General features: G+C 70.4%; 22 protein-coding genes. 13 read left to right on the top strand and 9 right to left on the bottom strand.

Going from position 1 to position 21,303, the window contains the following annotated elements; genetic code table 11:
* Positions 1-28 precede the first annotated feature (28 nt).
* The 6 genes from ABD156_RS19730 to ABD156_RS19705 all read left to right on the top strand — a co-directional run bounded on the left by ABD156_RS19730 (position 29) and on the right by ABD156_RS19705 (position 7,148).
* A complete protein-coding gene (locus ABD156_RS19730; protein WP_344275286.1) occupies positions 29-1,072 on the top strand; it encodes a LacI family DNA-binding transcriptional regulator in 1,044 nt (347 codons plus the stop codon).
* 155 nt (positions 1,073-1,227) lie between these two features.
* A complete protein-coding gene (locus ABD156_RS19725; RefSeq protein ID WP_344275283.1) occupies positions 1,228-2,550 on the top strand; it encodes an MFS transporter in 1,323 nt (440 codons plus the stop codon).
* Positions 2,551-2,566: 16 nt separating this feature from the next.
* Positions 2,567-3,667, top strand: coding sequence for an extracellular solute-binding protein (locus ABD156_RS19720; protein ID WP_344275280.1), 1,101 nt, complete (start codon positions 2,567-2,569; stop codon positions 3,665-3,667).
* Positions 3,657-5,186, top strand: a complete 1,530-nt coding sequence (locus tag ABD156_RS19715) for a class I adenylate-forming enzyme family protein (RefSeq protein WP_344275277.1) — start codon at positions 3,657-3,659, stop codon at positions 5,184-5,186. The genes ABD156_RS19720 and ABD156_RS19715 overlap by 11 nt, the downstream gene beginning before the upstream one ends.
* Positions 5,183-6,370: a CaiB/BaiF CoA transferase family protein gene (locus tag ABD156_RS19710; protein WP_344275274.1), complete on the top strand. Its 1,188-nt coding sequence runs from the start codon at positions 5,183-5,185 to the stop codon at positions 6,368-6,370. Before ABD156_RS19715 ends, ABD156_RS19710 begins: the two co-directional genes overlap by 4 nt.
* Complete coding sequence (locus tag ABD156_RS19705; RefSeq protein WP_344275272.1) at positions 6,363-7,148, top strand: enoyl-CoA hydratase/isomerase family protein; 786 nt, start codon at positions 6,363-6,365, stop codon at positions 7,146-7,148. The genes ABD156_RS19710 and ABD156_RS19705 overlap by 8 nt, the downstream gene beginning before the upstream one ends.
* Before the next feature lie 72 nt (positions 7,149-7,220).
* On the opposite strand, the gene ABD156_RS19700 is transcribed toward ABD156_RS19705, so the two are convergent.
* Entirely contained in the window at positions 7,221-8,069 is an 849-nt protein-coding gene (locus ABD156_RS19700) for an NmrA family NAD(P)-binding protein (RefSeq protein WP_344275269.1), read from the bottom strand.
* A gap of 124 nt (positions 8,070-8,193) precedes the next feature.
* Between ABD156_RS19700 and ABD156_RS19695 the strand changes: the two genes are divergently transcribed.
* Positions 8,194-9,183 (top strand): AraC family transcriptional regulator, encoded by a 990-nt coding sequence (locus tag ABD156_RS19695; protein WP_344275266.1) that lies wholly within the window; start codon positions 8,194-8,196, stop codon positions 9,181-9,183.
* 367 nt (positions 9,184-9,550) lie between these two features.
* Here the strand turns inward: ABD156_RS19695 and ABD156_RS19690 are convergent, their stop codons facing one another.
* Positions 9,551-10,063: an RICIN domain-containing protein gene (locus ABD156_RS19690; RefSeq protein ID WP_344275263.1), complete on the bottom strand. Its 513-nt coding sequence runs from the start codon at positions 10,061-10,063 to the stop codon at positions 9,551-9,553.
* A gap of 590 nt (positions 10,064-10,653) precedes the next feature.
* Between ABD156_RS19690 and ABD156_RS19685 the strand changes: the two genes are divergently transcribed.
* On the top strand, positions 10,654-10,821 hold the full coding sequence (locus tag ABD156_RS19685) for a hypothetical protein (RefSeq protein WP_167493521.1): 168 nt from the start codon (positions 10,654-10,656) through the stop codon (positions 10,819-10,821).
* On the opposite strand, the gene ABD156_RS19680 is transcribed toward ABD156_RS19685, so the two are convergent.
* The gene (locus ABD156_RS19680; protein ID WP_344275257.1) at positions 10,822-11,622 is read right to left on the bottom strand and encodes a pentapeptide repeat-containing protein; all 801 of its coding nucleotides are present in this window, start codon (positions 11,620-11,622) and stop codon (positions 10,822-10,824) included. It abuts the gene before it with no gap.
* Between the two features lie 46 nt (positions 11,623-11,668).
* Positions 11,669-12,073, bottom strand: coding sequence for a hypothetical protein (locus tag ABD156_RS19675; RefSeq protein WP_344275254.1), 405 nt, complete (start codon positions 12,071-12,073; stop codon positions 11,669-11,671).
* Positions 12,074-12,150: 77 nt separating this feature from the next.
* Between ABD156_RS19675 and ABD156_RS19670 the strand changes: the two genes are divergently transcribed.
* Together ABD156_RS19670 and ABD156_RS19665 are read left to right on the top strand one after the other, a co-directional pair.
* Positions 12,151-13,326, top strand: coding sequence for a sensor histidine kinase (locus tag ABD156_RS19670; protein ID WP_344275252.1), 1,176 nt, complete (start codon positions 12,151-12,153; stop codon positions 13,324-13,326).
* The gene (locus ABD156_RS19665) at positions 13,323-13,928 is read left to right on the top strand and encodes a response regulator transcription factor (RefSeq protein WP_344275249.1); all 606 of its coding nucleotides are present in this window, start codon (positions 13,323-13,325) and stop codon (positions 13,926-13,928) included. Before ABD156_RS19670 ends, ABD156_RS19665 begins: the two co-directional genes overlap by 4 nt.
* A 3-nt stretch (positions 13,929-13,931) precedes the next feature.
* Here ABD156_RS19665 and ABD156_RS19660 read toward each other — a convergent pair whose 3' ends face one another.
* Positions 13,932-14,471, bottom strand: a complete 540-nt coding sequence (locus ABD156_RS19660; protein WP_344275246.1) for a TetR/AcrR family transcriptional regulator — start codon at positions 14,469-14,471, stop codon at positions 13,932-13,934.
* A gap of 102 nt (positions 14,472-14,573) precedes the next feature.
* Here ABD156_RS19660 and ABD156_RS19655 point away from each other — a divergent pair, with 102 nt between their 5' ends.
* The gene (locus ABD156_RS19655) at positions 14,574-15,419 is read left to right on the top strand and encodes an NmrA/HSCARG family protein (protein WP_344275243.1); all 846 of its coding nucleotides are present in this window, start codon (positions 14,574-14,576) and stop codon (positions 15,417-15,419) included.
* A gap of 15 nt (positions 15,420-15,434) precedes the next feature.
* Here ABD156_RS19655 and ABD156_RS19650 read toward each other — a convergent pair whose 3' ends face one another.
* Positions 15,435-16,388 carry an ArsR/SmtB family transcription factor gene (locus ABD156_RS19650; RefSeq protein ID WP_344275240.1) on the bottom strand — a complete coding sequence of 318 codons (954 nt, stop codon included), beginning with the start codon at positions 16,386-16,388 and terminating at the stop codon, positions 15,435-15,437.
* A 70-nt stretch (positions 16,389-16,458) separates the two neighbouring features.
* On the opposite strand from ABD156_RS19650, the gene ABD156_RS19645 reads away from it, so the two are divergent.
* Positions 16,459-17,625, top strand: a complete 1,167-nt coding sequence (locus tag ABD156_RS19645) for an MFS transporter (RefSeq protein ID WP_344275237.1) — start codon at positions 16,459-16,461, stop codon at positions 17,623-17,625.
* A 74-nt stretch (positions 17,626-17,699) separates the two neighbouring features.
* On the opposite strand, the gene ABD156_RS19640 is transcribed toward ABD156_RS19645, so the two are convergent.
* A complete protein-coding gene (locus ABD156_RS19640) occupies positions 17,700-18,188 on the bottom strand; it encodes a DinB family protein (protein ID WP_344275234.1) in 489 nt (162 codons plus the stop codon).
* A 166-nt stretch (positions 18,189-18,354) separates the two neighbouring features.
* Entirely contained in the window at positions 18,355-19,425 is a 1,071-nt protein-coding gene (locus tag ABD156_RS19635; RefSeq protein ID WP_344275231.1) for a hypothetical protein, read from the bottom strand.
* A 208-nt stretch (positions 19,426-19,633) separates the two neighbouring features.
* Here ABD156_RS19635 and ABD156_RS19630 point away from each other — a divergent pair, with 208 nt between their 5' ends.
* Positions 19,634-19,963 (top strand): hypothetical protein, encoded by a 330-nt coding sequence (locus tag ABD156_RS19630; RefSeq protein WP_344275228.1) that lies wholly within the window; start codon positions 19,634-19,636, stop codon positions 19,961-19,963.
* A gap of 94 nt (positions 19,964-20,057) precedes the next feature.
* On the opposite strand, the gene ABD156_RS19625 is transcribed toward ABD156_RS19630, so the two are convergent.
* A partial coding sequence (locus ABD156_RS19625) for a cytochrome P450 (RefSeq protein ID WP_344275225.1) occupies positions 20,058-21,303 on the bottom strand: 1,246 nt, incomplete at its 5' end.

Genomic DNA, 21,303 nt, shown 5'->3' with positions numbered 1-21,303 from the left:
TGCGCGACGCGGCGGTTACGATCTACGAGTGCCGACAATCAAGGATGTAGCACGCCTCGCGGGTGTGACCCACGCTGTGGTTTCGCGCATCCTCAACGGCGACAAGGCGTTGCGGGTCCGGTCCGAGACCCGCGAGCGCGTGCTGGCAGCCGCCGCGGAGCTGGATTACATCCCGCATCACGCGGCGAAGGCGCTTCGCGAGTCTCGCGCCGGTGCGATCGGGCTGGCGGTGCACGACGTGAGCAACCCGGTGTACAGCGAGGTCATCAAGGGCGCGCAGGAGGCCATCAACCGGCACCGTTCGGTGCTCATGCTGGCCGACGCCGCCGAGCTGCACCGCGACGCGGCGACCTTCCGACGGTTTGTCGCGAGCGATGCGATCGACGCCCTCCTGCTGCTGCCCGCTGGCGACGATTCCGACGCCGCGATCGCTCGTGCCGCCGCGGCGCGCATCCCGACGGTTCTGGTCAACGAGCGTTCCGCCGATTACCAAAGCGTGAGCGCGGACGAACACACCGCCGGAATGCTCGCGGTGCGGCACCTGGCAGACCTGGGACACCGGGAGATCGGCCTGCTGCACCTGGACGGGTCGACCCAGCGCGGCGCGGACCGGGTCGACGGGCATGTCGCCGGGCTGCGGGAGCTGGGCCTCGAACCGGACGACCGCTGGGTCGGGGACGGCGGCCACGAGCCCGAGTCCGGACGCCGTGCGCTGCTCCGGCTCGCGGAAGGCGGGCCGCTGCCGTCGAGCATCGTCGTGCACAGCGTGCAGGCCGCGGTGGGCGCGCTGATCGCGGCACGGGAACTCGGCATCGAGGTGCCGGGGGAGCTGTCGATCGTCGGATTCCACGACATGCCTTACGCCGCCTACCTCGAGCCGGCGCTGACCGTCGTCCGGATGGGGTTGCGCGAGATGGGCGCGGTCGCGGTCGAGACGGCGATGCAGCTGCTCGACGGCCAGACCGTGGACAAGCAGGTCAAGGTGACCGAGCCGGAGCCGAGGATCGTCGCTCGCGACTCCACGGCACCGCCGCGCACGTCCAGTTCAAGAGGCGGTTCTCCCGCTCGCTGACGGCGGCCGCGAAGCCCCGCCATTCGCCACGAGGGCCCGAAGCTGCCTCTTTGCCACGGTCTCTTTGACACGGTGGTAACACGTGTTACCGTCGCCTTGTTCGTGCTCCCGGTGCGCTCGCCGGACCGTTCCCCACACGTCAAGGAAGACGCCTCATGCCGACCTCACCCAGCAGCAGGCCGCGGATCGTCGCGGCCGCCGTCGCCGGAAACTTCGTCGAGTGGTACGACTTCGCCATCTACGGGTATTTCTCCGCCGTTCTGGCGAAGGTCTTCTTCCCGCAGAGCGAAGGGTTCGTGGGCTTGCTCGCGACCTTGGCGATCTTCGCCGCCGCGTTCGTCCTGCGGCCGGTGGGGGCGCTGGTGTTCGGGCACCTCGGCGACCGGCACGGCAGGCGCTGGGTCCTGTCGGTCGTCATCCTGATGATGGCGGTCGCCACCGCGTTGATCGGCGTCCTGCCCACCTACGACCAGGTCGGGGCGCTGGCGCCGATCGCGCTCACCGTTCTCCGGCTCGTGCAGGGGTTCTCCGCGGGCGGCGAATTCGGGGGAGCGGCGTCCCTGCTGTTCGAGTCCGCCGACCGGCGGCGCCGGGGGTTGATGGGTTCGGCGCAGCCCGCGAGCATCGTGGCCGCACTGGCGGTTTCCGCAGGTCTGGGCACCGCGCTCACCTCAGTGATGAGCGAAGAGTTCCTGCACGGCTTCGGGTGGCGGATCCCGTTCTTGCTTTCGCTGCCGCTCGGCCTCGCGGGGTGGTACATCCGGCGGCGGATCGACGAGTCGCCCGCCTTCACCGAGCTTCAGGCGACCGGCACGCTGGAGGAGGCTCCGATCAAGGAGGTCTTCCGCTCGAGCTGGCGCATGATCATCGCGGGCACGGCGGCGATCGTGTCGTGGACGGCGGGCGGCTACGTCACGCTCCAGTTCCTGCCGACGTTCTTCGAGGGCGTCCTGAAGCGGCCGATCAGCCAGGGCCTGACCGCGTCGCTGGTCGGCCTCAGCGCGTACGCGGCGTTCGTCGTGCTCGGCGGGTGGCTGTCCGACAAGTTCGCGCGCTGGAAGGTCATGCTGGCAGGTGCGCTCTTGCTCGCCGTCGTGGCGGTCCCCGGCTATCAGTTGCTCATCGCGGGATCGACCGTCGCGATCGGCGCCGCGGTGCTGCTGTTCGCCGCGTCGCTCGGTCTGGTGGCCGGCCCGACGCCCGCGCTCTTGGCGGAACTCGCCCCGGGCAGCGTGCGGACCTCGTTCCTCAGCATCGTCTACGCGGTGGCGAACGCGGCGTTCGGCGGCGTCGCGCCCTACATCGTGGTGGCGCTCGTGTCGTCCACCGGGTCGCTCCTCGCGCCCGCGTACTACCTGGTCGTGCTGCAGGTCGTGGCGATCGCCGGCCTGGTCGCCGTCGGCATCCACCAGCGCGGCCGGGCGCGCGATCCGGAGCCGCGGGCAGCGCGCCCGGCCAGCCCCGTCCATCACGACTGACAGGAGAAACCAGGCCATGACGCGCCTACGGGGGCTCACGTGGGATCACCCCCGCGCCATCGACCCCATCGTCCGCACGTCCGCGGAATACGAAGCCCGCACGGGCATCTCGGTCGAGTGGACCGCGCGGACCCTCGAGGAGTTCGAGGACGTCCCGCTCGACGAACTGGCGGACGAGTTCGACATCCTGGCGATCGACCATCCGCACGTGGGAAACGCCGTGCGCGCTGGCGCTCTCGCACCGTTGCCGTCGGAGATCATCGAGGAGCGGGCGGCGGCCTACGTCGGGCCGAGCCTGCGCAGCTATGTCTGGGAAAACCGGCTCATGGCCCTGCCGGTCGACGCGGCTTGCATGGTGAGCGCGGCCAGGGCCGGGACTGAACTCCCGCGCACGTGGCAGGACGTCGTCGAGCACCTGGCCGCGCTCGGACCCGCTCGCACTCTGCTCGCCGCGAATCCCACGCATCTGTGGGGCACTCTGCTGTCGATGTGCGAAGCCGTCCGTCCGCGCGACCTGCCCGGCTGGTGGGGTGACGACGGGCTGGACGCTGACACCGCGTTGGCGGCATTGGCATTGCTGCGCGAGGTGCTGGCGCTGGTGCCCGAGAGGTCGTTCGAGGCGAACCCGATCCAGGTGCTCGACGAACTCGCAGGGGCCGGGCCCGCGCTGTACACGCCGCTGGTTTTCGGCTACAGCACTTACGCACTCGACCGGCGCGTCGTGTTCTCGGACGCGCCGGTCGCGGCCGGGAGGACGGCAACGGGGTCGCTCACCGGCGGGGTGGGCCTCGCCGTGTCAGCACGATCGGCCCGGCCGCAGGAAGCGGCGGATTTCGTTGTTTTCGCCACGTCCCCGGAGGTACAGGCTGGGATTTACCTGGCTGCGGGCGGCCAGCCCGCCGCAGCTCGTGCCTGGCACGACCCGCTCGCCGGAGGATTCTTCAGCAGCACGCTTTCGACCATGCAGCAGTCGTTCCTCCGCCCGCGCGTTCCGGCTTACCCGCGGTACCAGCGCGTGGGGGCATCCGCGCTGCACGACATGATCCGCGGAGGCACCGATGACGCGCGGATTGTGGTGCGTCTCAACAACTTGCGGGCCGGTGCGCATGTCGGCTGACACTCTGCCGGAGATCCTCGACCACACCTATGAGGCACACGGCGCGGCGCCCGCCCTGCTTCACGACGGACGCTGGCTGACATTCGCCGAAACGGCCAGGCTCGCGCGAGGCCTCTACGCCCTGCTCCTCGAACATGGCGCTGCCAACGGAGATCGCGTCGTCGTCCATCTCGAGAACGGCGTGACGACCCGGCTGCTCGATCAGGCGCTGCTCGGATTCGGCCTGGTCCGGGTCGCCGTCTCCGCGCGGCTCCACGTCCGGGAGGTCGCAGCGATCTGCCTCGACGCACAGGCGGCCGTCGTGTGCGCCGACCCTGGGCAGGCCGACCTGCTGCGGGCCGCGCTGCACGACGCGGGTGCCCGCACCGTCGTCGTGGGCCTGGATGCAGACCGTCCGCCCTCCGTTGGCGACGAGCAGACGACAACACCGGCACGCCCGCAAGATGACGACGTCGCAATGCTGATGTACAGCTCGGGCACCACCGGCGCACCGAAGGCCGCAGTAGTCACGCAAGGCGCCTGGGTGGCGCGAACCCGGCACTCGCTCGCGTGTCTGCCTCCCGTGACGGAGGCAGACACGGTGGTCCTCGCAGCCCCGGCGGCCCATTTCGCTGGGTCGGTCGCCCTCGACTGCTTCATCCAAGGCGCTCGGACAGTGATCGAACGGCGATTCGACGCCGGAGCCGTCCTCGACCTGGTCGACCGATACGACGGAACGATCGTGCCGCTGGTGCCGGTCCTGCTGGCGCGCCTCGTCGAAGCGGCGGCCGCACGGCCCGCGAGCGGACGGCACCTCCGCTGCCTCCCGTACGGCGGCTCCGCCGTGAGCACCGACGTACTGATCCGCGCGTCCCGCCGGTTCCCGGGCGTGCTCACCCAGTTCTACGGGCTCGCCGAAGCCCTCGCACCGCTTTCCGTGCTGACACCGGCTGATCACGACGAATCCGCCGCTGGGCCGGACTCGAGCCGCCTTACATCGGCGGGCAGGTTCCTCGGCGGCGTCGAGCATCGTGTGGACGACGGGGTCCTCGCGGTGCGGGGCTCTGTCGTCATGCCGGGCTACTGGCGCCGGCCCGACCTCGACGCGAAGGTGCTGTCCGACGGATGGTTCTCCACCGGCGACCTGGCCCGGGTCGACGACGACGGCTATCTGCACGTGATCGGGCGCAGCTCCGACGTCATCGCCTCCGGCGGGTACAACATCCAGCCGCGCGAAGTGGAACAGGTCATCGAGCGGGTCCCCGGGGTGGCCGAAGTCGCCGTGGCAGGCGTACCAGACCCCGAGTGGGGCGAGGCGGTGCACGCGTTCGTGGTCGTCGCCGACGACGCGCTGCGGGACCCGGAAACCCTGGCAACGACCCTGCGCGAGGCGTGCGCGGGCGCCATCGCCTCGTACAAGAAGCCGCGGCACATCCATATGCGGAACAGCTTGCCGCGCAACCACTACGGCAAAGTCGACCGGCGGGCCCTGCGGGACTCCGTCGCGTCCGAGCCGCCGACGAAGGAGACAGACGCATGACCCAGGCGCTCGAAGGGATCCGCATCCTCGACTTCACGCAGATGATGCTCGGCCCGTACGGGACGCAGATGCTCGCCGACCTCGGCGCGGACGTCATCAAGGTGGAGCGTCCCGAGGGGGAGTGGGAACGCTCGCTGGAGATGATGGGCGGCCTGGTCGCCGGGGAATCGGCCGCGTATCTCGCGATGAACCGCAACAAACGGTCGCTCGCACTGGATCTGAAGGACCCCGCCGCGCGGGACGCGCTGCTGCGCCTCGCGGCGACGTGCGATGTCGTGGTGGAGAACTTCCGCCCCGGGGTCATGGACAAACTGGGACTGGGCTACGACGACATCCGCGCGGTGCGGCCCGACGTCGTCTACTGCTCCGGGTCGGGATGGGGGCAGGACACGCCGTTCGCCCGCGAACGCCGTCCCGGGCAGGACCTCCTCATCCAGGCGATGTCGGGACTGGCAGCGGCCACCGGCCGGCGCGGCGACCCGCCGACGCCCGCGGGGACGGCGATCGTCGACCACGCCACCGCGCTCACCCTCGCGAACGGGATCCTCGCGGCGCTCGTCGCGCGGGAGCGGCACGGGATCGGGCAGCGCGTCGAGGTGGACCTCTACTCGACCGCCATCGCCATGCAGTGCCAGGAAATCTCGGCATTCCTCAACCAGAGCGGCGGCTACGAGCGGTCCGCGGAAGGCATCGGCCAGGCGTGGCTGTCGGCGCCGTTCGGCGTCTACGCGGCACAGGACGGCTGGATCGCGCTGGCGATGGCCCCGCTGGACGTCGTCGCGGACGTAGTGGGCGACCCGTCGCTCGCCGACCTCGACGCCTGGGCGGACCGGGACGAGGTCAAACGTCGCCTGGAGTCGCTCGTGCGCCAGGAACCCGCCGCGTATTGGGTCCAAACTCTGGGCGCCGCAGGACTCTGGGCGGCGCGCGTGCGGACGACCGCGGAGGCCGTCGCCGAGTTGCGGGAACAGGATTCGGACCTCCTGATCACGACCGAAGGTCCGGACGGATCCCCGATCTCGCTGATCGGATGTCCGGTCACCCTCAGCGAGACGCCGTGGCAGCTCCGCTCGGCCCCGCCACGGGCCGGCGAGCACACCGCGGAGGTGCTGCGCGAGGTGCTGACCGACGAAGAGGTCGCCCACTTCACGACCCCGGCTGCGAGGAGTGCCGCCCATGACTGACGTCCACCCCAACCTGATCGTGCGCGACGAGGGCGCGGTCCGGATCCTGCGGATCGAGCGCGAGGACAAGCTCGGCGCCTTCTCCGGCTCGCTGATCGCGGCTCTGGGGAACGAGATCGCGGCCCTGCGCGACGCCCCAGCCGTGCGCGCCGTCATCCTGACCGGCACGGGCAAGGGCTTCGTGGCGGGCGCGGACATCGGCGAGTACGGCACTTCCTCGCGTGCCGAATTCGAGGCATACCAACGTCGCTCGCGGGTGGTGTTCGACGCACTGAGCGCGCTGCCGCAACCGACCGTCGCGGCAGTCAACGGCTACGCCTTCGGCGGCGGCTTCGAGATCGCCCTCTGCTGCGACGTCATCCTGTGCGCGGAGACCGCCCGCTTCGGCCTGCCGGAAATCAAACTCGGCCTCATCCCCGGCGGAGGCGGTCCGCAACGGCTGGCCCGCCAGGTCGGCCCGAGGTGGACGAAGGAACTGGTGCTGACCGGACGCACCGTCTACCCGGACGAGGCGCTCGCGCGCGGGGTCGTCGCGAAGGTCGTCGCCGCAGACCACCTGCCCGCCGCGGCGCTGGAGCTGGCCACGACGCTTGCGCTCCTGCCTGCCGAGGCCGCCCGCGCGGCGAAACAACGCATCGACGAGGGGGCGGAGCAGGATCTGGAGACGGCGCTCGCCGAAGACCAATCAGCGCTGGGCAGGTTGTTCGACACGCCGGACGCGAGGGAGGGCATCGACGCGTTCATCCAGAAACGCCCGCCCGCGTTCGGACGTCTCTGACGCTGCCGGCGGGCTCGTTGTCCGCTTCGGAGTGTCCACTGTGGAATAGCGGGCGGGCTAGAGAACGGCTGGTCAGCGCCACAGGGCTGCCGCGGCGCGGGCATAGTCGGCGAAGGAGACCGGCGGTCGGCCGGTGATCCGCTGGACGTCGTCGGTCACGTCGGCGGCCCAGTCGTTGCGGATGCCTTCGTACATGGCGGCGTAGAAGTCGGCGACCTGACCGGGAGTGCCTCCGCCGAGCAGGGCTTCGCGGAACTCGGCCGGGTCCATCGCCTGGTACCGCACCGGTTTTCCCGCGGCCTCGGCCACGATCGCGGCCATGTCCGAAAAGGACAGCGAATGGGGTCCGGTCAGGGAGTAGGTCTGGTGCTGATGTCCGCCCTGGGTCAGCGCGGCCGCGGCGACGGCGGCGATGTCCTCGACGGAGATCGGCGCCACCCGGCCCTCGCCCGCGGGAACCGAGACGACGCCGGTGCGGATGCCCTGCAGGATCGCGGGGTGTTCGGAGAAGTTCTCGGCGAAGACGTTGGGACGCAGGATCGTCGCGGGCACCGGCCCGGTCTCGAGGAAGCGCTCGACCCCGTGCGTCGGGAAGCATTCTCCGGACAGATGCGCCGTCATGTTCGACAGGTGAACCACGCGGCGAACCCCGGCGCTCTTGGCGTCGTCCAGCAGCGCCGCGACCTCTGCCGTGGTGTCGGGGCGGATCGGGAACCACTGGTAGATCGCGTCCACGCCTTCCAGGGCGGGTTGGTAGGTCGCCGGGTCGCTCCAGTCGAAGCGGACCGGCGTCACCGAACCCTCCGGTCTCCCCGGCGTCCGGCTCGCCGCCCGGATCGCGTGTCCCCGTTCGGCCAGCAAGGACACCACCCGGCGCCCGGTGCGGCCGGTCGCGCCGAGAACAAGAACTGTGGTTGGCACGCGCTCCTCGCAAGGTAAGGTCGAATCGGCAACCACATCACCGTATGAATGGGTCATCGACGCACGCCATGACAGTTCTCGCCAGATTCATATCCGATTGGCACCGTGCCGGAGCGAATCGGGTATGACGGTGAAGGCGGTCGGCCGTGAGCGCGACCATGTGGCCGAGGTCGTGGGCGACATCGTCGCCGCCCTCCGGCGCGGCGGCGTCGTCTACGGCAGGGCGCTGCTGCGTGCGCCCTGGGGCATCGCGTTCGAGTCGCGATCGATCGCCACCATCTACGTCGTGATCGCCGGTTCCTGCGTGCTCGTCCCCGACGGCGGCCAGGCGCTGCATCTCGCCCAAGGGGACGTCGCGTTGCTCCCGTCCGGCGCCGGGCACATTGCCGCCGACACCCCAGGTCGGCCGGCTCCCACCGTGCGAGAGCTGTTCGGCGCCGACCTGGAGGAGCTGTCGGCCACCGACCTCGTCATCGAGGGCGACGGCCCCGAGACCGTCCTGGTCTGCGGCGCGTACCTGCTCGAACCGGCGCCGCAGCACCCGTTCATCGCCTCGTTGCCCGACGTCGTGCACGTGACGGCGAGCCAGATGCGCGGCAGCTGCCTCGCCGCCGCCGTCCACCTGCTCACCACCGAGGTCGACCAGGCCGGCCGCGGCACGCCCGCCGTGGTGGCCTCGCTGCTCGACCTGCTGTTCACCTACACCCTGAGGTCCTGGTTTCTCGGCCAGCCCGACCAGTTGGTCGGATGGGCCCACGCACTCCACGACCCCGCGGTCGGCCCCGCACTCGCGCTCTTGCACGACGACCCCGGCAAACCCTGGACCGTGGAGGCGCTCGCGCAGGCCGTCGGTTTCCCGCGTGCCCGGTTCAGCCGCCGATTCACGTCGACGACCGGCCACACCCCCATGGAGTACCTCGGCATCTGGCGGATGACCGTGGCCGCCCGCCTGCTGCGCGAGGGCCAAGCACCCCTGCGGCAGATCGCCCGGAAGGTCGGGTACGACTCGGAATTCGCGTTCGCACGCGCTTTCAAGCGGGTCGTGGGTCATGCTCCTGGTCGCTATCGCGCGATGCACCGCCGCAGTGAGGGCGCGGCTGATCCGCGGCAATGACTCGTGGTCGGGCGGCGGTCCGGTGCCGCAGCCGGTGCCGGGGCGACGACGGCGCCGGCTGCTCCGCCGAAATTCCGCTCTGGTCGCGTTTCGGGCGCATCACTGGAGTGATTTCTCGTGATCAATGTCCGGCTGCTGTTCCCAGCGAACAGGTTAGGCGGCGTCATCGCCGTTCGCCTGGGTCGCCGCATTGCCGACTTCAGCCACTGTCAATTCCACTCCGGAAAAATCCGCTGTCTCCGGAATAGGGGCGATTTCGCTCGCTCGTTCGCCAGTATCCATTTCGCCGGGCAGGCATGCCGGGACAACCGGCGGGTGCGCCGCGTTCCGGCACACCTGATTTCTTCGCGACCCGGACACCGGTCAGCTAGCCGATGACCGCCCATCGCTGTTCGGCGGCTCGCGGACGGCAGGAGGCCTGCACCGCGGCATCGCCGTCCTCGTCAGGGTGCCGGAGTGCGAGGCACTTGCCGCTGAGCTGGTTGCGAAGCGTCCCGTCTCCCGGCGCGAACCAGCGTTGGTCGGCTGACTCCGGATGACAGGAGGCTTGGAACGTTCTGGGGTCCTCGTCAACGGCGTGCCGGATCGCGAGGCACTTGCCGCTGAACTTGTTCACGAGCGTCAGGTCGTTCTGGTAGGTCCAGTACTGGTCGCTGAACTCCGCATGGCAAGGGGACTGGAACACCAGGGCGCCTTCCTCGCTGGTGTGCCAGATCGCGAGGCACATCCCGCTGGAATCGTTCCGGAGCCGAGTCGGGCCGACAGTGCGCGGCGACAGCGCTGACGTGGCCGTGCTGGCGGCGGCTGCCGGAGTCATCCCCAGGACGGCGGCTCCGGCAGCCACGATCGCACCGATTCTGGCCCACAGTGAGCGTTTCATGACATTCCCTTCTCTGTGGTGTGCGTGGTCTTGCGACGAGGACAGTTCCAGCCGTCGCGGAGACGGCCGATGCCGGCGATCGACTGCGCATGCGCGCCCCCGGGACGCGATAAACCCCGCCGCCTGAACGCATTCCCCGAATCGAACAGGAAATGCGACACTCGCGAATGATATCGGCCTGCGGCATCCGATGTACATGCACAGAAAGATTATCTGACCTTATCAAATCGTTGCGCCGTGTGGTCGCGTACTGTCGCCCGTCGCGCCCAACCTGCTTGCTATTTGTTAACGCCAGGAAAAAGCTTCGGGGTCATTCATCCGCTAAACTCGTTTTCTCCGGATCGACGATTCCGACCGGCAAGCCGCTCCCGGCGACCCGACACGGGGATGTCGCGTGGACCGTCCCCGCACTCATAGTGCCCGCCGACGTCGGTCGGCACCACGGCGCGCGACTCAGGCCCGCTTCACGACGGTCGCGGCAAGGCTGGCAAGGTCGTGAACTCCCCGGCAAGTCCCCTCGACGTCCCGCTCCGCCGCGCCGGAATCCGTAAGGGTTGAACTGCACTGAACCATTACCGCACCATGGTGGCATGGAAGAAAACCGTTGCCCCCGTTGCGGCTGGCCCCTGGCCGAGCTGCCCGCCTCCGCTGTCGTTCCCGCGTCGGCGGCCAGCCGGACCGAGTACGTGCGTTGTGTGTGCGGCAGCTGGATCGCCCGGCTCGGCGGAGTGGTCGTCGGGTCCACCCGGCCGCGCTGACTACCAGTGGTCGGGGCGCGTCAGCCGTGCGGGCAGTTTGGTCGCGGTGTCGCCGCGGGCGGCGTTGACCTGGGACTGGGTAAGGAAAAGGCTGTCGGTGAAGTCGGCGCCGCGGATGTCGGCGTCGCGCAGATCCGCGCCGATCAGGTCGGCGCGGCGCAGGTCCGCGCCCCGGAGGTTGGCCGCGATCAGGTACGCGCCGCGCAAGTTCGTGCTGCGCAAGTCCGCTCCGGCCAGTTTCGCGCCGATCAGGTCGGCGCCGCGGCGGTCCTTCTTGCGCCCGGCTCCGGCGCGGACCAGTTCGCTGGTGCGGACCAGCAGCGGGTTCACCTGGGCCCGGCGCGAGTCGACGTCGATCGCCAGCACCGCGTCCGCGTCGCCGGCCGTCGCCTGCTCGATCTCGGCGATCGCGGCGTCCAGCTCCGCGTGGATCTCGCGGGTCGCGGTCAGCGAGCGGGCCTCGGCGAGATACCAGAGCAGCTCGTGCAGGTGCCGCATCACCGGCAGTGCGGCGAACATCAGCCCGCGGGTTTCCGGAGCCTCGCGCCAGCTGCGGCCGGCGAAGGTCACCTGTGACACCTGCTGTCCCGCGCCGAAACAGTCGTACGCGGTACAGCCCGCGAAACCCTTGGGACGCAACTGATCGTGGATGCCGCAGCGGAAGTCGTGCTGCAGGTTCGGGCACGGGTCGCCGGCGCGCTTGTCGATGGCGAAATCAGCTGATTTGGTGAAGGTGAGCGCGACGCAGCAGAGCGCGAAACAGCTCGCGCAGTCGGCGGTCAGGGTACGGCGGTCGGACAAGGTCTCTCCAGCGAAGGCGGGCGAACCTGTCCAGCGTAGTCGCCGCTCAACTCCCGGCGACGACCACGACGCGTCGGCGGCGCGTGCGCATCGCCAGGGCCGCGAGCACGAACACCTGAAGCTTCGGTTCGACGCCCGGCAGGTCAGCGGCGCTGACGGAGACGCTGCCGGCCTCATCGACCCGAGCGTGGTCGCGGCGGCCGGTCCGCCGGAACCGAAGCACCTCGTTGCCGCTCTCGACGCTCCAGCTTCGCGCGCCCGGCCGGCGGGTGCTCGCGAGCACCGACCCGTCGGCGGCCAGCAACTGGTACGTGCCGAGGCGACGACGGATCCGGTAGCTGGCTCCGTCGAGCTGGAACTGCCCTCCGGACCGGCCCTCGACGACGGTGAGCGGGCGGCCGTCGCTGGTGATCTGGTACTTCGCCAGGCCGGATTTCGCTATGCGCAACATGGAACCACCCCACCATCGCCCCGCCGGAAGATCCCGTGCCGTTTGTCATGGGTGATCATCGGCGAAGCAGTCGTACCATGATCGACGTGCGCGAACCTGATCCGGACCGCTTCTCGGCCCGCCAGTGGCCGGACTGGAGCTTCTGGACGGACGCGCGGAGCGGAGCAGCCCCTCCGCACCGCGGCCGCGTCCGGTCTGTGGTCGTCAACGGCGTCATGATGGCATTCCTGGTCACCTGGGTCATCGCGCTCGCGGACGGGCGATACGGCCCGGTGCGCACCGGGCTCGTCTTCGGATTCCTCGGTTGTTACGCCGTCGCGTACCTGCTGGTGCTGTGGTTCGGCCCGCTCGCGTTGCGGCGGCAGCGGATCGCGATGGTGGCCGCGTTGTTCGCGCTCGGCATCACCCCCGCGCTGATCCTCGGCTCCCCGGCGTACCTGACCAGCCTCACCTACGCCATCGCCGCCGGGCTCATGCTGTTGCCGCTGCGGTTCTCCCTGCCGCTCGGCTTCGGGACGGCCGCCGCCCAGATCGCGTGGATGCTCGTGCGGGACGGCCGCGTCGCCTGGGGTCAGGTGCTCACGCTCGTCGCCGTCACCGCGATCCTCGGCGTCGTCTACGCGCTGACGTTCACCATCGGCCACCTCAGGCTCGCCCGCGAGCAGATCCGGCGGATGGCCGTCGACCAGGAACGGCAGCGCGTCGCCCGGGACCTGCACGACGTCCTCGGCCACAGCCTTTCCACGATGACGCTGAAACTCGGCCTGACCCGGCGGATCCTGGAAACGACGGACAACACCGCAGCGGCGCTCGCCGAGATCCGGGACCTGGACGAACTGTGCCGGGAAGCCCTTTCCGACGTCCGCGCCACCGTGTCCGACTACCGCACCGTGTCGCTCGCGACCGAAGTCGCCGGCGCCCGGATGGCGCTGCGCGCCGCCGGAGTCCATGCCGACCTGCCCGCCGAGACCGATGCCGCGACGGCTGATCTGCAGGGCGTTTTCGGTTACGTGGTAAGGGAAGCCGTGACCAACGTGCTCCGCCATTCCGACGCCCAGCGCTGCACCGTCCGCGTCGGCCGCGACTGGCTGGAAGTCGCCGACGACGGCACTGTCCCGGCCGACGTCGTCCCCGGGCACGGCCTCACCGGCCTCGCCGAGCGGATGGCCGCGGTGTCCGGCACGCTCGAACACGGCCGCGGCCCGCACGGCGGATTCCGGGTGCTGGCCCGCGGACCGGCGGGTGCGGCGTGATCCGGGTCCTGCTGGCCGACGACCAGGCGCTCGTGCGCGGCGCGCTGGCTTCCCTGCTGCGGATGGAATCCGACCTCGAGGTGGTCGCCGAGGTCGGCTCCGGCCTCGAAGTCCTGCCCGCCGCGCAGCGGACCGCGCCCGACATCGCGCTCGTCGACGTCCAGATGCCCGGCCGCGACGGGCTCGCCGTGACCGCCGACCTGCGCCGCGCGCTGCCGGAGTGCCGCGTGCTGATCTGCACGACCTTCAGCCGTCCTGGGTACCTGTCGCGCGCGATGTCCGCGGGCGCGGCCGGGTTCGTGGTGAAGGATTCGCGCCCGGAACAGCTGATCAACGCGATCCGTCGGGTGCACGCCGGTCTGCGGTTCGTGGACCCGGCGCTCGCCGCCGAATCGCTGGCCAGCGGCGCGAGCCCGCTCACCGACCGCGAGGCGGACGTCCTGCGCGCAGCGGCGGAGGGCGGGACCGTCGCGGACATGGCGACGGCGCTGGGCCTGTCGGCGGGGACTGTGCGCAACCACCTGTCTTCGGCGATCGGGAAGACCCAAGCCCGCACCCGCGCGGAGGCGGTCCGGGTCGCCGAGACCAGCGGATGGCTGTAGCGGCTAGGGCGTGGCGAGGCCGTGAAAGATCAGGTCGAGCAAGCTGACCGCCTGCGCGGCCGCGTCCGGCTCCGTCTCGGTAACCAGCGCGACGGCGTTGACCAGCTTGAAGACCTGCCCGACCGAGACGCCTGCCCGGACTTCGCCGGCATCCTGCGCCCGGGTCAGAAGCCCTTGCGCCGCCTCGAAAATCGCCGCGCGACACTCTGAGCTTTCCTCGCCCAACGCCGCCAGCAGCGACGCCGCAAGCCCGCGCTTCGCGCTCCCGTACGCGATGACCTCGCCCAGCCATCCCTTCAACGCGGCGCCCGGCGACGCTGCCGACCTCAGCTCGTCCGCATGCCGGCACAGAGCGTCGATGTGGTCGCGGAAAACGGCCTCCAGCAACGCCTGCCGGGTGGGGAAGTGGCGGTAGAGCGTGGCGTTCCCGACACCCGCGTGCTGCGCGATGTCGTCCAGCGGCGCGTCCGCCCCCTGCTCGGCGAAGACATTCCGCGCGGCCGCCACGAGCCGGTCGTAGTTGCGCTGGGCGTCGGCCCGCATCGCCGCCTCCTGGTTGCCTAATCGGGGAGTGTCCCCGTATCGTAGCCGAAGAAAAGCGGGGAGTATCCCCGATTAAGGGGAATCCAGGCAGCAGGAGGAAAAATGACCACCGTTCTCGTCACCGGAGCCACCGGCACCCAGGGCGGCGCGACCGCCCGCGCACTGCTGGCCGCCGGACAACGAGTCCGCGCGCTGGTCCGCGACCCGGACACTCCCGCCGCCCAAGCACTCGACGCCGCCGGCGCCGAACTCGTCCGCGGCGACCTGGGCGACCGCGCTTCGCTCGACATCGCCGTCAAAGGTTCCGACGGCGTTTTCAGCGTCCAGCCGACCCTTGGCTATCCCGGCACGCCGCCCGATTTCACCATCGACGACGAACTCCGCTACGGCCGCAACGTCGCAGACGCCGCCGCGGCAGCCGGTGTCCGGACTTTCGTGTACGCCTCGGTCGGCTCGGCCGATGCCCCGCACGGCATCACGCGCTGGCAGACCAAGTCCACTTTGGAGCGTTACGCCCGCGACCTGGGCCTTCCGGTGACCGCGCTGCGTCCGGTCCGGTTCATGGAGAACCAGATCCACCCGCAGCTGGGCGTCCGCGACGGCGTGCTGACGGACGTCTTCCTGCCGGAATCGCCGGTGCAGCTCATCGCGGCAGCCGACATCGGCGCGTTCGCCGCACTGGCCTTCACCCGCCCGGCCGAGTACGCCGGGCGGACGATCGAGCTGGCCGGCGACGAGCTGACGATGCCGCAGATCGCCGACGCCATGGCGCGGGCGACGGGGGAGCCGGTCACCTACCGGCCGATCCCGCGCGAGGCACTGACCGGCCGCGATCCTGATGCCGTGGCGGGCTACGACTTCGCCAACAACGGCGGTTGGCAGGCGGACATTCCCGCGCTGCGCAAGGAACATCCCGGCCTGTTGGACTTCGCTACCTGGCTGGGGTGACCGCGAGCAGAGCCTTCACCGGAGTGGGCTGGCCTGGAGCAACGCGTCGCCCAGGGAGGTGCGCCGGTAGAGCACGCGATGCCGGCTGCGGTCGCTGGCCAGCAGCCCGGCTGCGCGCAGTGTGGTCAGGTGCGCGGACACTGTCGCGGGCGCGAGGCGCAGCTGCTGGGCGAGGCAGACGGTTGCCGAGGGCTGGTCCAAGCAGGCGAGCAGAAGCGCGCGGGTGCGGCCGATCAGGCCGACCAGCGGTTCCGGCGGTTCCGTGCGCGAAGCCCACAGCGATGCGACGCCGCGGGCGGGATACAGCAGCGTCGGCTGCCACGGCGGCACGGTCACCACCCCGACGTTCGGCCACGCGAACACGGCGGGGACGAGCAGCAGGCCGCGTGTGTCGATGTCCAGCCGTTCCCGGGCTTGGACGTCGACGAGGATGGACGTGCCCGCCAGCCGCACCTGCGGGTGCAGTTCGGCCAGCGCCTTGGCGAGCCCGCCCTCGCCGAGCAGGCGCGTCCGGTGTGCGAGGTCAGCGGTGAGCAGCTCGCGCAGCGTGGGCCAGGTCGGCGCGAGCAGTGCGTTCCAGACGGTCTCGAGCTGGTCGGCAAGCAGATCCCGTGTGGTCGCCGGGTCGTCGGGCAGGCCGCTCAGGTCGGCATCGACCATCGCCAGCTCCAGCGCGACCTGCCCGGGCGGCGTGGCGCGAACGGCGTCCAGCTGTGCTGCCGCGGTCGTTTCCGGGCCGCCGGGCGGCGGGCTCAAGAACTCCGTGATGTAGTGCCGCGCGCTCAGCACCGCTGCCAGCTCGGGGACACCGAGATCGTCGAGAGCGGGCGCGCCGGACACCCACGGCAGGTGCACCGGATGACCGCGGACCCCCAGCAGTGTCTGCACCGCGCCTAGCGCTTCCTCCAGCGGGGAGATCGCGAACCGGACGCGTTGGCTACCAGCGGCGGTCATGGCCAGTTCGATCACGGCAAGCCCGCAACATTCGGTTCCACCCGAATCACTATTCCGCACTGCCGGGCCGGGCGAGCGTACTCGCATGTCGTTGTTCCCTCATCGGGCGTATTGGCGCTGGTCGGCGGGCGTCCAGTTCGCCCGGCTCCCCGCGACCATGGCGCCGCTCGCGTTCACTCTGCTGACCACGGCCACCACGGGGTCGTATCGGCTCGGCAGCGTCCTGATGTCGGTCTATGTCGTCGCCGAGATGGCCGGCGCGGTGCCGCTCTCGAGGTGGCTTGACCGCGTCGGCGTCTCCCGTGGCCTGTCCGCCTTGCTTCTGCTCGCCGCAGCCGGATTCGCCCTGCTCACCGCTGCCGCAGCGGTGCACGTGCCGAACGCCGCGCTGCTCGCGCTCGTCGTGTTGCCTGGCGCCGCGGCGGGTGCGTCGTCCGGCGGCTTTCGGACGCTGTTGGCCGACGTGGTCGACGACGAGCAGCTGCCAAGGGCCGTCTCGGTCGACGCGGTCATCCTCGAATGCGTTCTGGTCGGCGGGCCGGGGTTGGTTGCTCTGCTCGCTTTGGCCGGACCGCTGCTGCCGCTGGCCGCCATGACCGCCGTGTGCCTGCTTGCCGCGGTCCTGGTCCCGCGCCGCGTGAGTGCGCACCAAGGGGCCGGTGCCGGCGATGACGGCCCGCCGCCATCGCCGATCATCTACCTGCCGTGGCTGTGCTGCGCGTTCACCGTCGGGCTGCTCCTGTCCACCATCGAGGTCGCGTCGTTGCCGCTGGTCCATCGTCTGGGTGCGCCCGATGCGGCCGCGCCAGTCGTGATCGTCGTGCTGAGCGGGGCAAGCATCGCGGGCAGCCTGCTCTGTGCGTGGCGGGGAAAAACGGGCGACCCGCGGCTGTTCCTCGCCGGTCTGGTCGCCGGCGGGCTCGCTCTCGCGGCGGACCTCGGCTGGGCTGGCCTGGTGGGCTCGCTGACGCTGATCGGCGGGTGCACCGGGCCGCTGGTGGCCGCGACCTCGGTCAACCTCCAGCGGTTGCTCCCGAAGAACCGCAGGTCAGCAGGGTTCTCGCTGTCGTTCACCGTGCAGGCGTGCGGGTTCGGGCTCGGTTCGCTGGCAGTGGCCGTGCTGCCGTTGTCGCACGCGCCGCTGTTCGGGGTCGGCTCCGCGGCCGTCGCTGCCGGGATGCTGGCGGCCGCAGCGAGAAGGCCGCTCCCTGTGCAGCGCCCGGCAGCAGTCAGTCGCCAGGAAGTTTCTTGAGCGCTCGATCCAGAGCCGACGCACTCCTGCCGGTGCCGCCGGGTCTCCGCACGGCACCGCCAGGGCCGGGGGAGTCAGGGCAGGGGCTGGTCGATCTGCTCGCGCAGGATGTCGCCGTGTCCCGCGTGCCGGGCGAATTCCTGGATCATCCCGAGCAGCGTCCAGCGCATGCTGATGGTTCCCTCGCCGGGGAATTCCTTGGTGTCGTCCAGTTCGAAGCGCGCGGCGATCTCCCGCGACCGCTGGCTGGCGCGCTCGTATTCGGCGATCACGTCGGCCACGGTCTCGTCGTCGGTGACGGTGAACGTGCCGACGTCGCGCTTCGAGTAGCCGTCGCATTCGGACTCCTCGAGCCCGGCCCAGAACCGCTGGAACCAAATCCGTTCCGCCGCGGCGGCGTGCTTGACCACGGAGATCGGCGTGGACAGCGACGCGACGAGCCGTCGTCGGGCGTCGGTTTCGGACAGTCCGCGAAGGGTGTCGACGAGGGCTTCGCGGTTGCGGTCGAGCGTGTTCTCGAGAAGTGCTCGTTCGGTGCCGTTGGTGAGGCGTTCGGTGGGCATGGTTGTGCTCCGTTTCGTGGGCATGGCTGGGGACGGCCTGACGAGGCCGGGATCGATGAAGTGCGCCGAGGCGGGCCAGGAAAAGCACCGCGGGCAAGAACAGTCCGCCGGGAAGATCCGGCGACTGAGGTCATTGAACCACAACCCAGCCGGGCGGGCCGCTGCGTCAGTCCGCAGCCGCCTCCTCCTCGGCCTTCTCTGCTTCCCGCAGGCGTTTCAGCTCGTCCAGCTCAGCCTGCTGCGCACTGACGCGAGCGCGCAGTTCCCCGAGCTCAGCGTGCAGCGGCGCCAGCGTTTCGGCGTACCCCTTGGTCGCCTGGCTCAACTGCGCCGCTGACTCGGCGACCCGCTGATCCGCCGCGAGCTGGACCCCGCGCACCCGCTCGTCCGCCTCCGCCGTGTGCTCGCGCATCCGCAGTTCCTGTTCGCGCAACCGGCTTTCGTGCTCAGCGGCCAACGACGTCCGCAGTTCCTGCTGTGCCTCCGCTGCGTCGCGACGGGCCTGTTCGAGATCCTCGACCGCCGTCGCGCGCAAGGCCGAGATCTCGCGCTGCAGGCCAGTGACCCGGTCATGCGCCGCTGCCGCCTGTTCGAGCGCGCGCTGCCGGTTGTTCTCCGCCTCATCGCGAACGGCCAACGCCGCTTCCTGCGCTTTCCTTGCCGCAGAAGCATTCGAGAGCGCACTGTCGCGCTCGGCACGGTCCACTTCGGACTGCTTTTTGGCCTCCGCCTCAGCCTCGCGCGCCTCCTCCGCGGCGGCCACCGCGTGTGCTCGCTCCGCGTTCGCCACCCTGGCCTGCTCCACCGCCTCGTCACGGGCAGCCTCAGCCTCTTCGCGCGCTTTGAGCGCCGCTGCGGTCTGGTCGGTGACGTGCGTTCGCAGCGCGGACAGCTCCGCGTGCAGCGGGTCCAACGCTGACAACGCCGAGCCGAGCTGCTCGTCGAGCGACTGGGTGTCGAGGAGGGTCATCGGCTGGTCGGGGCCGTAGACGGTCACCCAGATCTCGCGCTGCTCGTCGAGCATCGCGCACGTGACGACCTTCGCGCCCCACTTTCCGTACCGCTCAGGATCGGCCGGGCAGTACGGCGTCGGCCGCCCGCCCTGACGGGGGATAGGCGGCAGCGGCCGACCGCAGTAGGCACACCCCGCCTCGTCCCCGGCGGCCAACGCACGCACGGTCGCCTCCCGCCGCTCCTCCCGGCTCCCACGCCGGATCGGCGACCCACCCGTCTGCATCGATGCCCCTTTCCGCAGGTGAGACTCACCCTACAGTTTGCGTATCGATATTAAAACACTAGGTATCGAAAACGAAACTAAAACCTGTGACGACATGCGAGAGTGCTCGACTATATGGATAACTTAGATTATTCATATAGTTAGACGTCAGCGCCTGGCTACCCTGGTCGGACGCCGACCATGACGCCGGAGACAAGGGGGACACGGGGTGACCGAGAGCGGGCAGCGGACCTTCTCCTTCTGCCTCCAACCCGCAACGCGGCCGCCCGAGGTCGTCGAGCCCGCGCCCGACTGCGAGATCGACTTCTACGGCCAGGGCATCGAGCGAACGCTGCATTTCCGCCTGTCCAGCGAAGGCGAAGACGTGCGGATCGCCTGCACGTCGAGGACTTCCTGGACCCCGCGCCCCGAAGTCGAGTTCATCGCCCGCGACCGTCTCGGGGAGATGATCCTCGACCTGCTGTCCGCGTTCAGCAGTTCGCTGCGTACAGCGGCCTCACCGCTGGCCGACGCCCCGCCCTTCCCCTCCTGGCGGTGAGCTGCCCTCGGCCTCCCGGCGCCTGCGGTCGACGTCGAAAAGCCGCACGTCCAGCGCCGTCGCCTCGCTCGAAAACCGGCCCCGTTCCGGCAACCTACCGCCAGTGCAGCGAGGTTTTCCGCCGAACCGACACCTGGACCGGCAGCGAAGTCAGCCCGCGCAGGGTCGCGGTGTCCTCCCAGGCCGGACAGCCGGCCAGCGTGAGCGTGATTCCGTTGTCCCGCAAGCAGTCGAAGAGCGTGCGCAGCTGCAGGTTGACCAGCGCGGCGCCGAGGCAGGAATGCGCGCCGCGGCCGAATCCGAGGTGCAGGCCGCGCCGGGGCCGCGGATTCACCTCGTCCGGGCAAGGAAATACCGCGGGATCGCGGTTCGCGGCGGCCAGCAGCACGATCACGACGTCGCCGCGCCGGATGCGCTGGCCGCCCAGTTCGCCGTCGGCGACGCAGATCCGGCCGTCGGCTTGCACGGAACCGTCGAGGCGGACCAGTTCGTCGGCGAGATCGTCCGCGCCGTCCAAAGCGGACAGCTGATCCAGCAGGCCCGGCCGGCGCGCCAGACGCAGCAAAGCCGCGCCGAGCAGGCGGCTGGACGATTCGTAACCCGCGTGGAGAACCGCGCGGAGCGAGTTCGCCAGCAGGTCCGCGGAGATGCCGGGGCGGACGTACCGCGCGCGGCGGGCGGCGGCGACGAAACCGATCTGATTGTCGTCGGCCAGCCAACCGGCGACGAGTTCGCTCAGCCGCGCCCGAGCCTGGTCCCCGGCCTCCGCGCGGGACGGGTCGAGACCGGAATCCATGCTGCGCACGATGGCGTTGGAGTAACGCTCGAACTCCTCGCCGTCCGGCGGTTGCACGCCGAGATAGCGGCTGATCGCGTCGAGCGCGACCGGGCGGGCGAAGCCCCACACCAGGTCGGCCGGGCAGGCTTCTCCCAGCGCGAGCAGCCGGGAAGTCATGGTCGTGCGCAGGTGGTCGGCCATCGCGCGTTGCGGCACCTGGTGCAGCGCGCAGACCAGCAGGCGGCGGATCCCGGTGTGCTCCGGCGGGTCGAGCTGCTGCAGGTTCACCGACGCGGCGGGAACGTCGATCCCGGCCCGGCGGAAGTCCGCGGCGTAGCGGGCGGTGTCGGCGAGCACCTGGCGTCCGGCGGCGTGTTCGGTGACGACCCAGGAGCCCAGCATTCCGTGCCAGTACACCGGATGCGCCTCGCGCAGCCTGCGGTAATACGGGTGCGGGTCGGCGAGCACACGCGGGTCGAGCGGCTCGAAGTACGGGTCGTCGTGCGGTGCCAAGACGTCCTCCGGTTCCCCGGCGAGAACGCCGCGGTCGAGTGGGGCGGGC

The sequence above is a fragment of the Amycolatopsis albidoflavus genome (assembly GCF_039525725.1).
GTDB lineage: Bacteria > Actinomycetota > Actinomycetes > Mycobacteriales > Pseudonocardiaceae > Amycolatopsis > Amycolatopsis albidoflava.
This window is presented reverse-complemented; position numbering and strand designations above follow the sequence as displayed.

Coding starts and splice junctions, on each gene's coding strand:
- ABD156_RS19725 (WP_344275283.1), top strand. CDS start 1,228: ATGCCGACCTCACCCAGCAGCAGGCCGCGGATCGTCGCGGCCGCCGTC.
- ABD156_RS19720 (WP_344275280.1), top strand. CDS start 2,567: ATGACGCGCCTACGGGGGCTCACGTGGGATCACCCCCGCGCCATCGAC.
- ABD156_RS19715 (WP_344275277.1), top strand. CDS start 3,657: ATGTCGGCTGACACTCTGCCGGAGATCCTCGACCACACCTATGAGGCA.
- ABD156_RS19710 (WP_344275274.1), top strand. CDS start 5,183: ATGACCCAGGCGCTCGAAGGGATCCGCATCCTCGACTTCACGCAGATG.
- ABD156_RS19705 (WP_344275272.1), top strand. CDS start 6,363: ATGACTGACGTCCACCCCAACCTGATCGTGCGCGACGAGGGCGCGGTC.
- ABD156_RS19695 (WP_344275266.1), top strand. CDS start 8,194: ATGACGGTGAAGGCGGTCGGCCGTGAGCGCGACCATGTGGCCGAGGTC.
- ABD156_RS19690 (WP_344275263.1), bottom strand. CDS start 10,063: ATGAAACGCTCACTGTGGGCCAGAATCGGTGCGATCGTGGCTGCCGGA.
- ABD156_RS19685 (WP_167493521.1), top strand. CDS start 10,654: ATGGAAGAAAACCGTTGCCCCCGTTGCGGCTGGCCCCTGGCCGAGCTG.
- ABD156_RS19675 (WP_344275254.1), bottom strand. CDS start 12,073: ATGTTGCGCATAGCGAAATCCGGCCTGGCGAAGTACCAGATCACCAGC.
- ABD156_RS19670 (WP_344275252.1), top strand. CDS start 12,151: ATGATCGACGTGCGCGAACCTGATCCGGACCGCTTCTCGGCCCGCCAG.
- ABD156_RS19660 (WP_344275246.1), bottom strand. CDS start 14,471: ATGCGGGCCGACGCCCAGCGCAACTACGACCGGCTCGTGGCGGCCGCG.
- ABD156_RS19655 (WP_344275243.1), top strand. CDS start 14,574: ATGACCACCGTTCTCGTCACCGGAGCCACCGGCACCCAGGGCGGCGCG.
- ABD156_RS19645 (WP_344275237.1), top strand. CDS start 16,459: ATGTCGTTGTTCCCTCATCGGGCGTATTGGCGCTGGTCGGCGGGCGTC.
- ABD156_RS19640 (WP_344275234.1), bottom strand. CDS start 18,188: ATGCCCACCGAACGCCTCACCAACGGCACCGAACGAGCACTTCTCGAG.
- ABD156_RS19635 (WP_344275231.1), bottom strand. CDS start 19,425: ATGCAGACGGGTGGGTCGCCGATCCGGCGTGGGAGCCGGGAGGAGCGG.